The sequence below is a fragment of the Streptomyces sp. NPDC104106 genome (genome assembly GCF_055584345.1).
In genome coordinates this window covers 185,262-197,824 of sequence record NZ_JBVJMF010000001.1, presented here as the reverse complement: position 1 = coordinate 197,824, position 12,563 = coordinate 185,262, and the positions used below count along the sequence as shown (strand labels likewise).

Here is a 12,563-nt window from a genome sequence, read left to right as displayed (position 1 = left end):
TGTAGGTAATGTCTCAGTGCCGTCACTGAGCGAGGCGTTCGCCGTCTCCGGGGCGTTAACTCCTGAAAGAGCGACGCTTTCTGGAGGTGCGAGATGGTGAACGGGCGAACGGTGCTCGAGCGCTTTCCCGCCGGTGGCCCGCGGGGATCCTGGCCCGCGGAGGAGTTCGCGCACGCACGGCGCCTGGAAGGCCTGCCCGCCGAGGTCGTCATGGACCTCGCCACGGACATGTTCCTGGTGATCGTGCGCGGCGGCGACGGCGCGGAGTGACCGTCCGGACGGCCCCCCGGTGCGCTCACCGAGGTACTGCCTGCGCGGACACCGATGCGCCGCCCGCGCCGCCGCTACGCCGAGACCGCCCGTGACCAGTCCGGAGTCGTGCCGAGTACCCGGCACAGGGCCAGGTACAGCGGGATCGGCGGGGTGTACGGGACCGTGCCCTCGGGTCGGTGGACGAGCCGGGCGGGGCCGGTGACCAGGGCGCCGGGGGCGTAGTGGGCCGGGGACGGCCAGGGCAGGGCGTCGTCGGAGTCCGACGGAACGATCCACCACCACCGCGCGCCGTCGGTGTACACACAGCCCAGCCGGGGCAGCCGGGGGACGACCAGCGGACCGAGACGGTCCGGCACGGCTACGGCGTCACAGCCCAGCGGGGCCGTCATGCCCTCGGGCAGCAGCAGTCGACGGGGCGCGTCCGGTACGGGGCGCCGGCGTTGCAGGCGTACGAGGGTGTCGAGACCGATCGGGCGCTCGGAGCCGTGGCCCGCGCCCGGGACACCGGCGGCTCCGGTGGCCTCCGCAGAGCCGTGGCGGTCGTGGAGGGCGTGGTGGTCCGCGCCGGTGGCGTCGGGGCCGCCGGTCACGGCCGCTCCCCGGTGCGGTGCTGTCCGGGAGCCCGGTGCACCTGCGGGTGCGGCTGCCAGGGGCGGTCCGGGAACCGCTGCCGATGCGGCTGCGGCACGCCGTACCGGTACGGCCCGGGCAGGCCGTGTGTCCCGTGTATCCCGTGCCGGAACTGCTCGGACACCTGGTGCACCCGCAGCTCGGGCACGTGCCGGGGCTTGCGTTCGGGGGCCGAGGCCGGGCGCACCGCCGGGGCCGACGGCTGCTCCGGGGTCTCGTGGACCGAGTGACCGGGCTGCTGCCCCGAAGGCGTGCGGCCGTCGCGGCCGGGCTGCTCCGGGACCCGGCGTTCGCCGTGCGTCCTGCCGGCGGTCCGTTCCGACTCTTCGCCCCACGCGGAGCCCTCGCGCCCCTGCGAGCCGTCACGTCCTTGCGCGCCCTCGCGGCCCCGTGAGGCCTCGCGCCCGAGTGATCCCTCGTGCCGCCTGGCGTTCTCGTGGCCGGTCTCGGCCGGGTCGTCCTCGCGGGACTCGCCCGGCCGGCCCGGCTTGGGGCGGGCGCCCCAGCCGAGGTCGTTGCACGGCTCGGCGGTGTCGTGCGCCGCGTCGCCCTGCCGCGGCAGATCGGCCCAGACCAGCAGGCCGGGACCGTGTTCCCGCGTGCCCCAGGCCCGGCACAGTGCGTCGACCAGAAGCAATCCCCTCCCGTGCTCCTCGTCCGGGCGCTGCGGGGACGGGTGGGGCTCGCCGGGAGCGCAGCCCTCGTCACCTACGGCTATGCGCACGACGTCGTCGTGATCGTGCAGCTCGCACACGACACGGCTGCTCGCGGTGTGCACGATGGCGTTGGTGACCAGCTCGGATATGACCAGGGCCGCGCTGTCGCAGGTGTCCGCGCACACGGACCAGCCGGTCAGCCGGGCATGCGCCAGGCGTCTCGCCTGGGCGACGGAACCCGGATGTGCGGCCAGCTCGAAGCGGAACCGGCGCTCGGCGGTGCCCCGCACAGGGGCCGCTCCCGACGCGGCACCGAGACCGGAACGGTCTGCGGCGGCATCTGTTCCTAAGGGCGCGGACGGAATCACGCTTGCCACTATCTCCCCGCCGTGAACACTTGGCAAGTGTCACTCTGAAAATTGCAGAGTGCTGTGTGACTCGGTCGGGGGCCGTGGCACACTGCTCGCAACAGCACGTCGAGCGGCGCCAATTGGGGTCATCGGAGATCCGCCCCGGTCTTCGAATGAGCCTTCGAGTGGCGCCGCAGGGCTGTCGGGAAACAGTGCTGTCAGGAAGCACTGCGATCGAGGCGTCCGGTGGAGCGGGGCTTTTTCCGTGGATTCGGTGGAGGTGACAGCGTGAGCGAGCCGCGGTCCGCGCCGACGGTGGGCCAGGTGGTCCTCGGGCGGCGCCTGCTGGACCTGCGGGAACGCGCCGGGCTGAAGCGCGAGGAGGCCGCGCGCGTGCTGCGCGTCGCCCCCGCCACCGTCCGCCGTATGGAGATGGCCGAGGTCGCCCTCAAAATCCCGTATCTGCAACTGTTGCTGAAGGCGTACGGCGTGCCCGACGACGAGGCCGAGGTCTTCGTCCAGCTCGCCGAGGAGGCCAACAGACCCGGCTGGTGGCAGCGGTTCCACGACATCCTGCCGGGCTGGTTCTCGATGTACGTCAGCCTGGAGGGCGCGGCCGGCCTGATCCGCTCCTACGAGCCGCACTTCGTCCCCGGCCTGCTCCAGACCGAGGACTACGCGCGCGCTGTGCTCAAGTCCGGTGCCATCGGCCAGACCAGTCCGGAGGACATCGAACGGCACGTCGCGCTGCGCATGCAACGCCAGGAGCTGCTCAGCCGTTCCGACGCCCCCCGTTTCTGGGCGGTGATGGACGAGACCGCCCTGCGCCGCCACGTCGGCGGCCCCGAGGTGATGCGCGGCCAGATCGACAAGTTGCTGGAGGCCACGAAGCTGCCCCACGTGACGCTCCAGGTGGCCCCGTTCGCGGACGGGCCGCACCCGGGGACGTACGGGCCCTTCGTGCTGTTCCGATTTGCCATGTCAGAACTGCCGGACATGGTCTACAGCGAGTACCTGACCGGCGCCGTCTACCTGGACGCGCGCAAAGAGGTGGCGACCCATCTCGAGGTCATGGACCGCATGGCGGCCCAGGCCGCTACGGCACAACGCACGAAGGAGATCCTCCAGGATCTCCGCAAGGAGCTGTGAATGGATCGCATCAAGCCGCGCGGACACGTCTACAACGGCATGCCCGCGCGGGAGCTGGGCAGCGAGGGGTGGCACAAGCCCTGGAGCGGCGGCAACGGCGGTAACTGCCTGGAGGCGATGAAGCTGGCCGACGGCCGGATCGCCGTGCGCCAGTCGACCGACCCGGACGGGCCGGCGCTGATCTACACCACGGACGAGATGACCGCGTTCATAGAGGGCGCCAAGGCGGGGGAGGCCGACTTCCTGCTGTCCTGAACCGAGCGTGCCCTCGACTTCCCAGCCGGCCCCCTGCGCCCGGCCCCCCGCAGAGGTGCCGACTTGATCACCCGTCACCCAGGCCGCCGCCCGCACATCCGCCCTACTCACCACCGACACTCAGGAAGTGCCGCATGACCGGGCAGGACCCGACGACCGTGGAGATCGACTCCAGCAAGCCGCATCCCGCGCGGATGTACGACTGGTATCTCGGCGGCGAGGACAACTACCCGGTCGACGAGGCGATGGGCCGGCGGATGCTGGCCCTCGACCCCCGGGTGCCGGTGATGGCCCGGGTCAACCGCGCGTTCATGCACCGCGCCACCGGCTGGCTGGCCCGGCAGGACGTACGGCAGTTCCTCGACATCGGCACCGGCATACCCACCGAGCCGAATCCGCACCAGGTCGCCCAGCGGGTCGCGCCCGACGCCCGGGTCGTCTACTGCGACAGCGACCCGATCGTGCCGGCCCACGCCGCGGCCCTGCTGCGCGGCACGCCGGAGGGGCGACCGAGTATCTCCAGGCCGACGTCCGCGATCCGGACGCGATCGTCGCGGGCGCCCGGCGGATCCTGGACTTCGCCCGCCCGGTGGCGCGCTCCGTGGTCGCCCTGCTGCACTTCGTGCCCGACGAGGACGGCGCGCACGAACTGGTCGACCACCTGCTGTCCGCACTGCCCTCCGGCAGCTATCTGACGATGACCCACGCGACGGGCGACTTCACGCCAAAGGAGTCGGCGGCCGCCACCGAGAAGCTCCGGGCCGCTGGCGTCACCCTCGCCCTGCGCTCCCGCGACGGGTTCACCCGCTTCTTCTTGGGCCTCCAACTCGTCGACCCGGGCGTCGAGATCGTCCACAAGTGGCACCCGGAACTGGGCGAACCCGTCCCCGGTCAGGCCGACGGGGTGATCCCGGGGTACGGGGCGGTGGCTCGCAAGACCCAGAGCACTGGGGAGGCCGGCCGCCCCGGTCGGCGAGGCTACCGTCCCGTGGGGTGACCTGCCGGTCGGCAGGGTGGGCGGCCGGTGACCACCCGTCCGGCACCGGCCGGCCGTGCGCCTCCCCCTGCGGCGCCGCCCGTCAGCCCGGCGGCAGCACCCGGCACAGCGCCTCCAGCGCGGCGCCGTAGGCGTGCTCGGCGGGGGCCGCGTACCCGACCACCAACCCGTCGCTGAGACCCGCGGGAAGCCGGTTGCTCGGCCCGTCGCCCAGCTCCTGGGCCGGCCCGTCGCTCGGTCCCCCGCCCTGTCCCTCGCCCAACTCCTCACCCGATCCGGCAAGCGCCGCCGTCCCCGCCTCCGGGTGCCGGAACGCGGCGAGGCCGTCCAGGGCGATGCCCTGCCACGCGGCGGCCTTGACGGTGGAGCGTTCCGTGCCCGGCGGCAGCCGCAGCACGGCGTGCAGACCGGCGGCGAGGCCCGTCACCTCGACGTGCGGCGCGTGCTCGGCGAGCGCGGTGACGAGCCGGTCGCGCCGGTGCCGGTACCGCTGCCGCATGCGCCGCACATGACGGTCGTAGGACCCGCAGGCGATGAACTCCGCGAGCGCGAGCTGGTCGAGGACGCTCGCCCAGCCCTCCCGTTCGCCCTTGGCCGTGAGCACGGGTCCGACGTACCGCTCGGGCAGCACCATCCAGCCCAGCCGCAGGGCGGGCGACAGGCTCTTGCTGACCGACCCGAGGTGGATCACCCGCTCCGGGTCGAGACCCTGCAGCGCGCCGACGGGCCTGCGGTCGTAGCGGAACTCGCCGTCGTAGTCGTCCTCCAGCACCACCGCACCACGCGCGCGTGCCCAGTCGATCACGGCCGCCCGGCGCTCCGCACGCAGCGGGCCGCCGGTGGGGAACTGGTGCGCGGGCGTGAGCAGGACGGCCCGCTCCCGCCCGAGCACGTCCACGCGCGCGCCGTCCGCGTCCAGCGGCAGCGGCACCGTGCGTACCCCGGCCGTCGCGAGCAACTCCCGGTGGAAGTCCAGCCCGTACGCCTCCACGCCCAGCGGTCCGCGCAGCACCCCGCCCCCGCCCCCACCCTGTCCGAACAGCAGCCGCAGCGCGTGCGCGAAGCCCGAGCAGACGACGATCCGGTCCGGCTCGGTGCGCACGCCACGCGCGCGTGCCAGATATTCCGCCAGCGCCTCGCGCAGCTCCCGGCGTCCGGCCGGGTCCCCGGGCCCGAACGCCTCGCTCGGCGCGGTCTGCACGGCCCGCCGGTACGCGGCCGCCCACGCGGCCCGCGGAAACGCGGACGCGTCCGGCCTGCCCTGCCGCAGATCGTGCCGCGGCCCACGCACGCGTGCGGGCGTTCTCACCGGTGTCCGTACGGCCGCGGGCAGCGGCTCCGCGCGCTCGGCCACCCGGGTTCCCGAACCCTGCCGGGCGGTCAGCCAGCCCTCCGCGACCAGCTCGGCGTACGCGTCGGCCACCGTGTTGCGGGCCACGCCCAGATCGGCGGCGAGCGAACGGTACGGCGGCAGCCGCATGCCAGGAGCCAGCCGTCCACCGCGCACGGCGTCCCGCAGCGCCCGGATCAGCGCGGCCCGCCGCCCGCCCGGCCCCGACAGCTCAAGATGCAGATCGGCGCCGATCCGCTCCGCGGAATTGACCCATGATTCCGTCATGGAAATGCACCTTACAGTCGGTCTTTCGGGCCCGTAGGTTGGCCGCATGACGACGAACACGATCACCGCCGCCGCCGATCTGACCAGCGCTGTCGCCGCCACCGAGGGTGCCCGGACCCGACTGGACCTCGGGCGGGCGGCGCCGAAGGTCTTCCGTGCCCTCATCGGTTTCGACGCCGCCGCCCGCGAGGGCCTCGACCCCGCGCTGGTCGAGCTGGTCCAGATCCGCGCCTCGCACCTCAACCACTGCGCCTACTGCCTCCACATGCACACGAACGACGCCCGCCAGGCCGGGGAGAGCGAGGACCGGCTCCACATGGTCGCCGTCTGGCGCGAGGCCCGGCACTTCTTCACCGCGAAGGAACAGGCCGCCCTCGCCCTGACAGAGGCCGTGACCCTGGTCGCCGACGGAGGCGTCCCCGACACCGTCTACGCCGAGGCCGCCGCCCACTTCGACGAGCGCGAACTGGCCCACGTCCTCGCCCTGATCCTCACGATCAACACGTGGAACCGGGTGGCGCTGACGACCGGCAAGGTGGCGGGCACGGACGAGCGCAACGGATGACCGACCGGTCACTTCCGGCACGGACGACCCGCCACCGCCGCCGGTACGGGTGAGCGGCCACCGCACACGCCACGGACGACCCGCCGTCACTCCGCAGCGCCGGCCGCACCAGGCCCGCCGCGCCGGCGGGCGGCCATGGCACCGCCGATAGGCCATGGCGCCGCATCCCGCCGTTGCCGCACCGGCCGCCGCCAGGGCCCGCCCGCTGTCACACCCGCATCGGCCGATCGCCGGGTGACACCGGGGCCGGCAGCCGTGTGCCGCCCGTCAGATAGCGGTCGACCGCCGCGGCGACCGATCGTCCCTCCGCGATCGCCCAGACGATGAGCGACTGTCCGCGAGCCGCGTCCCCGGCGGCGAACACCCCGGGGACGTTGGTCGCGAAGCCGTCGTCCCGGGCGATCGTGCCGCGTGCCTCCAGTGCCAGCCCCAACTGCCCGATCAGTCCGTCCTCCTGATCCGGCCCCGAGAAGCCGAGGGCGAGCAGCACGAGGTCGGCCAGGAGGACGCGCTCGGTGCCGGCCACCGGCTGCCGCCGCTCGTCGACCTCCACCAGATGCAGTGACCGCACCCTCCCCTCCGCGTCCCCGGCGAAGCGGAGCGTGGACGCCGCGAACAGCCGCGCGTCCGCGTCCGCCGCCGGTGCCGTCCGCAGGTCCCGCGCCTCCTCGTGCGCGGCCGACAGCCGGTAGATCTTCGGGTACGTCGGCCATGGCTCGGAGTCGTCGTCGCGCTCGGCCCCCGGCTGCGCGTAGATGTCCAACTGGGTCACGGACGCGGCCCCCTCGCGCACCGCGGTGCCCAGACAGTCCGCCCCCGTGTCACCGCCGCCGACGATCACCACGTGCTTGCCCGCCGCCGACAGCGGCGAGACCTCCAGATCCCCCTCGCACACCCGGTTGGCCAGCGGCAGGTACTCCATCGCCTGGTGTATCCCGTCCAACGCCCGGCCCGCTACCGGAAGTTCCCGCCACGCCGTGGCCCCGGTGGCGACGACGACGGCGTCGTACCGGCCCCGCAGTTCCGCCGCCCCGACATCCCGCCCGACCACCGTCGACGTCCGGAACTTCGTCCCCTCCGCCCGCATCTGCCCGATCCGCCGCTCCAGATGACGCTTCTCCATCTTGAACTCGGGGATGCCGTACCGCATGAGCCCGCCGATCCGGTCGTCCTTCTCGTACACCGCGACCGTGTGCCCGGCCCGCGTCAGCTGCTGGGCCGCGGCGAGCCCGGTGGGTCCGGAGCCGATGACGGCCACCGTCCTGCCCGACAGCCGATCCGGCGGGCGAGCCGGGACGAAACCCTCCTCCCAGGCCCGGTCTGCGATCGCGCACTCGACGTTCTTGATGGTCACGGCCGGCTGATTGATCGCGAGAACGCACCCTGCCTCACAGGGCGCCGGACACAACCGCCCGGTGAACTCGGGGAAGTTGTTCGTCGCGTGCAGCCGGTCACTCGCAGCCCGCCAGTCCTCCCGCGACACCAGGTCGTTCCACTCGGGGATCAGGTTCCCCAGCGGACAGGCGTCGTGGCAGAACGGGACGCCGCAGTCCATACACCGGTCGGCCTGCTTGCTGATGATCGGCAGCAGCGCACCGGGGACATACACCTCGTCCCAGTCCCGCACACGCTCCTCGACGGGCCGCCGCGGCCACTCCTGGCGCGGGGTGGTCATGAACCCCTTGGGATCGGCCATGATCGCCGCCACTTCTCCGGCACTCTTCCGGCCACGATACGTCCGCCCCGCCGACCGCGCAGAGCGGCGGTCAGCGCCTTCCCGCGCTCCGGGGCCGGGCGCGGGTGCGGGCGGTACCGGCCAGGTGAGGGCCGGTGAGTGCGCCGGTACCGGCCAGGTGGGGGCGGGACGCGGAGGGACCGGTCAGGCAAGGTCCAGGACACGAGGGGCCGGTCGGACGAGGGAGCGGGACGCGGACGGCCCGGCCAGATGACGGCGGGTGGGACACGGGGGCGATCCCCGCTCACCCGACGTCCGCCCCCGCGTCCTGCCAGCTCCGCAGCACGGCCTCCACGACCGGGGCGATGCGGCGCCGTGCCTCGTACCGCGCCACCCCGCTCATCAGCAGTTGGTCGTACGGCGTGTCCACATGCCGCACGGCCGCCACGACCGCCGAGATCACCGCTCCCTCCGTCAGCGCCCGCCCGGCCGCACTGCGCCCGACCCGACCGCTGCCCCGCACGGAGGCGTGCGCCGCGACGGCCCGCGCCCGCTCGGCCGGGCAGCCCGGGAACAGCCGGAGGATCTCGGCCGCGAACGCCGCCACGAACCGCTCGTCCTCCACCGCCCTGCGCCGCGCGTCCCGCGCCCGCCGTCGGCGCCGCGCCTCCGCGTCCGCCAGACAGCGGGACTCCGCCCGGGCCAGCGCCGCCTCCTCCACGAGCACGCCCTGCCGCTCGTACCGGCTCTTGCGCCGGTTGAACCGCACCACCACCGCCGACAGTGCGCTCTCCTCCCGCGATCTGCGGGTCAGCGCCGTGTCGCCGCGCGGCAGGAACACCAGGTGCCCCAGGTCGGCACAGTCCAGACAGCGCGGCGCCCCGTCCTCCAGCACGAGCAGCGACAACGGCCCGCCCCGGCAGACGGCACACCGCTTGCGCTTCGCACTCTGGACGACCACAAGCCGCCCCGAAGAGTGGGGAGTTGGCGTCTCGGAAAGGCTCATACGCGCTACTTTCCCCACCACCGGCCGCTGACTCCGTGTCCCCTACCCTTGCTCCTCCTCTCCCTCGCGAACGTTGAACACCGACACCCGCGTACGGTGCCGTACGGGAGCCTCGATCTCGTCCACCACCGCCACCGCGAGATCGGCGTACGACAGCCACGGCCCACCGCCGCCACCCTCGCCCGCGCCACCCTCGCCCGCGCCGCCGGGCAGCCGCTCGCCGCCGACGCGATACCGCCCCGTCCGGGGCCCGCCCCGCTCCAGGAACCCGGCGGGCGTCAGCATCACCCAGTCGACGGGCCCGTCCCCGCGCTCGCGCAGCCGGTCCAGCCCGGCGGTGTGCGCCAGCGCGAAGGGCCGCAGCTCCGGTGGAAAGGCCGCCGGGTCGTCCAGCACCATCCGTGCGTCCGCGCCCAGCAGGTTCGCCCCCAGGCCCACCGCGACGAGCCGTGCCACACCGGCCGCGCCGAGCCCGTCGAGCAGCGCGTCGGCGGCCCGCACGAAGAACTCCGGGTCGACCGTGTCGATCCCCTGCGCCGGCCCGCTGACCGGCGAGACGGCGTGCACCGCACCGGCATGCCCCGCGGCGGCCGCGGCGACCGACCCGGCGTCGAGCACGTCGCCCTGCACGACCGTCACCCCCCGCGCCCCGAGATCCGGATACCGCGCCGGATCCCGCACCACAGCCGTCACCGTCAGGCCCCGCGCCCGCGCCTCGGCCGTCACCGCCCGCCCGGCCCGGCCCCCGGCACCGAAGACCACGATCCCGCTCATCCCTCACCTCCATGACCCGCACGGTTTTCGTGTCGGACCAGGACGGTAGGGCGCGCACCCCCGGTTACTTCAACGGTATCGGCGCTACCCTCGGCGCATGACCGACGTGCCCCACGGGACGGCCGACGCGTCGCCCTCCGAGGCCGGCGCCACGGATGCCGATGGGCTCGCGCCTCTCGATCCCGACATGTTCCACCCCCTGTGTCCGTCCTCCGTGATGCCCATCCGCGTCGGCGACAAGTGGGCGGGCATGGTGATCCGCTGCCTCCAGGACGGCCCGCGCCGCTTCGGTGAACTGCGGGTCCCACTCAAGGCCGTCACCCGCAAGGTCCTCAGCGAGACCCTGCGCGCCATGGAGCGCGACGGCCTGATCACCCGCACCGCCTACGACGAGAACCCGCCCCGCGTCGAATACGCCCTCACCCCCCTCGGCCGCACCCTGATCCCGCTCCTCGACGCCGCCCGCACGTGGAGTGAGGCCCATCTGCCCGCCCTCCTGGCCGCCCGCCGGTCAGCAGTCGCGGACGCGAGCCGACCACAGAACTGAACACCGAGCTGGGCGCCGGCCGCGGGGACGCTGTCACCGACGCGCGTGCCGCCCGCCGGCCGCCCTACCGTCCTGCCCGAACGCGCCGGAGCCGTGAGACCGCCGCCGGCCACGTGGGGGCACCTGCCCCGGCCGCGGCTGCGCGCCCCTGACCCCGGCAGGCGCCGCCGCACCCCTCCCGGCAACCAGGCATCATGGGCCCCGTGCGACTCGAAGCGATCACCTGGGACCGGCTCGCCGAGCTGCTGGCCGACCGCCTGGCCTCTCTCCAGCCGGCCGACGGCGGCGCCTGGCCCCGCGTCGGCTTCGACGGGGCCCCGGCAGCCCGGCCCGGAGACCTCGCCGAGCGGGTCGGCGAGGCGCTGCGCGTGCGCGGCCGGCCCGCGCTCGTGGTCGGCACCGAGGGCTTCCTGCGCCCCGCCTCGCTGCGCCTCGAACACGGGCGGCGGGACGCGGAGTCCTACTACGGCGGTTGGTTCGACACCGGCGCCCTGTGGCGTGAAGTCCTCGGCCCGCTCGACCCCGGAGGCAGCGGGCGCGTCCTGCCCGACCTGTGGGACCCGGCCACCGACCGCGCCACCCGCAGTCCCTACGTCCAACTCCCGCCCGGCGGGATCCTGTTGCTCCACGGCCCCCTCCTGCTGCGTCACTGGTTCCCGCTCGACCTGACCGTGCACCTCCTGCTCTCCCCGGCCGCGCTGCGCCGCCGTACCCCCGAGGCCGACCACTGGACGCTCCCGGCCTTCGAGCGCTACGCCGCCGAGACCGATCCCGCGGGCACGGCGGACGTCCTGGTGCGCGCCGACGACCCGCGTCATCCCGCCTGGAGCGGCTGACCCCCGCCCCCTCAGAGCCAGCCGTTGCGCCGAAAGCCCCGGTACAGCGCCAGGCACGCCACCGCCATGACGGCCATGACCAGCGGGTACCCGAATCGCCAGTGCAACTCCGGCATGTTGTCGAAGTTCATGCCGTACACACCGCACACCATCGTCGGCACGGCGATCACCGCGGCCCAGGCCGTGATCTTCCGCATGTCCTCGTTCTGCGCGACGGTCACCTGCGCGAGGTGGGCCTGGAGAATGGAGTTCAGCAACTCGTCGAACGCGGCGATCTGGTCCTTGGCCCGGATCAGATGGTCGAGCACATCGCGGAAGTACGCCCGTATCTCCGGCGGGACGACCCGTATGGGCCGGGTGGCCAGGTCCTCCACCGGGCGGCCGAGCGGCACCACCGCCCGCTTCAGCTCCAGCAGTTCGCGCTTCATCTGGTAGACGCGGCCCGGGTCGAGCCGAGCGCCGTTCTCCGAGAACACCTCCGTCTCGACCTGGTCGATGTCGGCCTGCACCGCGTTCGTGACGGTCAGGTAGTCGTCCACGACATGGTCGGCGATCGCGTGCAGCACCGCGGCCGGCCCCTTCGACAACTGGTGCGGACGCGCCTCCAGTTCCTCGCGCAGCGGGCCCAGCGAACCGTGCCGGCCGTGGCGCACCGTGATGACGAAGTCCTCGCCGACGAACACCATGATCTCGCCGGTGTCGACCACCTCGCTGGTCGCCGTAAGCCGTTCGTGCTCGACGTAGCAGACCGTCTTGAAGACCGCGAAGAGCGTGTTGCCGTAATGCTCCAGCTTGGGTCGCTGGTGAGCCTCGACAGCGTCCTCCACCGCCAGCGGATGCAGGTCGAACAGCTCCGCGATCCCCGCGAACTCGCGGTCCGTCGGCTCGTGCAGCCCCAGCCAGACGAAGCCCTCGCCGGTCTTGCGCACCATCTTCACGGCGTCCACGAGGTCGGTGCAGGTCGGCACCCGCACCCCATCCTGATACGTCACGCAGTTGACCACCGAGGACCCCAGCGGTGACCTGGCGGGATGGCTCAGGTCCACGCGCGGGCGCCGCCGCGCCAACTGCGCCACCTTGCGCAGGCCGGCGGCCTTGCCCAGCCCCGTGACCTTCCGCAGATTCCCCGCCATGGACATCTGGATCTCCTTGCCTGGATCTCCTCGCGCAACGCTGTTCGCGCCCTGCCCGAGCAGTGTGCCAGCCGGGAACAAAACGTGGGTACGCCTGTG

Annotated in this window: 12 protein-coding genes and 2 pseudogenes; 7 read left to right on the top strand and 7 right to left on the bottom strand. The window is 73.5% G+C overall.

Annotated features, from left to right (window positions below):
* Positions 1-93: 93 nt before the first annotated feature.
* Complete coding sequence (locus ACZ60X_RS00965; RefSeq protein WP_469591941.1) at positions 94-270, top strand: hypothetical protein; 177 nt, start codon at positions 94-96, stop codon at positions 268-270.
* A gap of 74 nt (positions 271-344) precedes the next feature.
* Here the strand turns inward: ACZ60X_RS00965 and ACZ60X_RS00960 are convergent, their stop codons facing one another.
* Together ACZ60X_RS00960 and ACZ60X_RS00955 are read right to left on the bottom strand one after the other, a co-directional pair.
* A complete protein-coding gene (locus tag ACZ60X_RS00960; RefSeq protein WP_469592966.1) occupies positions 345-743 on the bottom strand; it encodes a hypothetical protein in 399 nt (132 codons plus the stop codon).
* Between the two features lie 641 nt (positions 744-1,384).
* Positions 1,385-1,963, bottom strand: a pseudogene (locus ACZ60X_RS00955) (ATP-binding protein); the annotation flags it as partial.
* A gap of 234 nt (positions 1,964-2,197) precedes the next feature.
* Between ACZ60X_RS00955 and ACZ60X_RS00950 the strand changes: the two are divergent.
* The 3 genes and pseudogenes from ACZ60X_RS00950 (at position 2,198) to ACZ60X_RS00940 (ending at position 4,310) form a co-directional block, all read left to right on the top strand.
* Positions 2,198-3,058: a helix-turn-helix domain-containing protein gene (locus tag ACZ60X_RS00950; RefSeq protein ID WP_469591939.1), complete on the top strand. Its 861-nt coding sequence runs from the start codon at positions 2,198-2,200 to the stop codon at positions 3,056-3,058.
* Entirely contained in the window at positions 3,059-3,313 is a 255-nt protein-coding gene (locus tag ACZ60X_RS00945) for a DUF397 domain-containing protein (protein WP_071382716.1), read from the top strand.
* Positions 3,314-3,447: 134 nt separating this feature from the next.
* Positions 3,448-4,310 (top strand): annotated as a pseudogene (locus tag ACZ60X_RS00940) (SAM-dependent methyltransferase).
* 82 nt (positions 4,311-4,392) lie between these two features.
* Here the strand turns inward: ACZ60X_RS00940 and pdxR are convergent.
* Positions 4,393-5,928 carry a MocR-like pyridoxine biosynthesis transcription factor PdxR gene (gene pdxR / locus ACZ60X_RS00935; RefSeq protein ID WP_469591937.1) on the bottom strand — a complete coding sequence of 512 codons (1,536 nt, stop codon included), beginning with the start codon at positions 5,926-5,928 and terminating at the stop codon, positions 4,393-4,395.
* Positions 5,929-5,974: 46 nt separating this feature from the next.
* Here pdxR and ACZ60X_RS00930 point away from each other — a divergent pair, with 46 nt between their 5' ends.
* Positions 5,975-6,493 carry a carboxymuconolactone decarboxylase family protein gene (locus ACZ60X_RS00930; RefSeq protein ID WP_469591935.1) on the top strand — a complete coding sequence of 173 codons (519 nt, stop codon included), beginning with the start codon at positions 5,975-5,977 and terminating at the stop codon, positions 6,491-6,493.
* A gap of 208 nt (positions 6,494-6,701) precedes the next feature.
* Here the strand turns inward: ACZ60X_RS00930 and ACZ60X_RS00925 are convergent, their stop codons facing one another.
* The 3 genes from ACZ60X_RS00925 to ACZ60X_RS00915 all read right to left on the bottom strand — a co-directional run bounded on the left by ACZ60X_RS00925 (position 6,702) and on the right by ACZ60X_RS00915 (position 9,948).
* Complete coding sequence (locus tag ACZ60X_RS00925) at positions 6,702-8,189, bottom strand: glutamate synthase subunit beta (RefSeq protein ID WP_469591933.1); 1,488 nt, start codon at positions 8,187-8,189, stop codon at positions 6,702-6,704.
* 283 nt (positions 8,190-8,472) lie between these two features.
* Positions 8,473-9,174 (bottom strand): DUF2293 domain-containing protein, encoded by a 702-nt coding sequence (locus ACZ60X_RS00920; protein ID WP_469591932.1) that lies wholly within the window; start codon positions 9,172-9,174, stop codon positions 8,473-8,475.
* A gap of 42 nt (positions 9,175-9,216) precedes the next feature.
* Positions 9,217-9,948 (bottom strand): NAD(P)-dependent oxidoreductase, encoded by a 732-nt coding sequence (locus tag ACZ60X_RS00915; RefSeq protein ID WP_469591930.1) that lies wholly within the window; start codon positions 9,946-9,948, stop codon positions 9,217-9,219.
* Between the two features lie 187 nt (positions 9,949-10,135).
* Between ACZ60X_RS00915 and ACZ60X_RS00910 the strand changes: the two genes are divergently transcribed.
* Both ACZ60X_RS00910 and ACZ60X_RS00905 read left to right on the top strand, forming a co-directional pair.
* Positions 10,136-10,495, top strand: a complete 360-nt coding sequence (locus ACZ60X_RS00910; RefSeq protein ID WP_469592964.1) for a winged helix-turn-helix transcriptional regulator — start codon at positions 10,136-10,138, stop codon at positions 10,493-10,495.
* A gap of 194 nt (positions 10,496-10,689) precedes the next feature.
* A complete protein-coding gene (locus ACZ60X_RS00905) occupies positions 10,690-11,331 on the top strand; it encodes a nucleoside/nucleotide kinase family protein (protein ID WP_469591928.1) in 642 nt (213 codons plus the stop codon).
* A gap of 11 nt (positions 11,332-11,342) precedes the next feature.
* On the opposite strand, the gene corA is transcribed toward ACZ60X_RS00905, so the two are convergent.
* Positions 11,343-12,470 (bottom strand): magnesium/cobalt transporter CorA, encoded by a 1,128-nt coding sequence (gene corA / locus ACZ60X_RS00900; RefSeq protein WP_469591926.1) that lies wholly within the window; start codon positions 12,468-12,470, stop codon positions 11,343-11,345.
* Positions 12,471-12,563 lie beyond the last annotated feature (93 nt).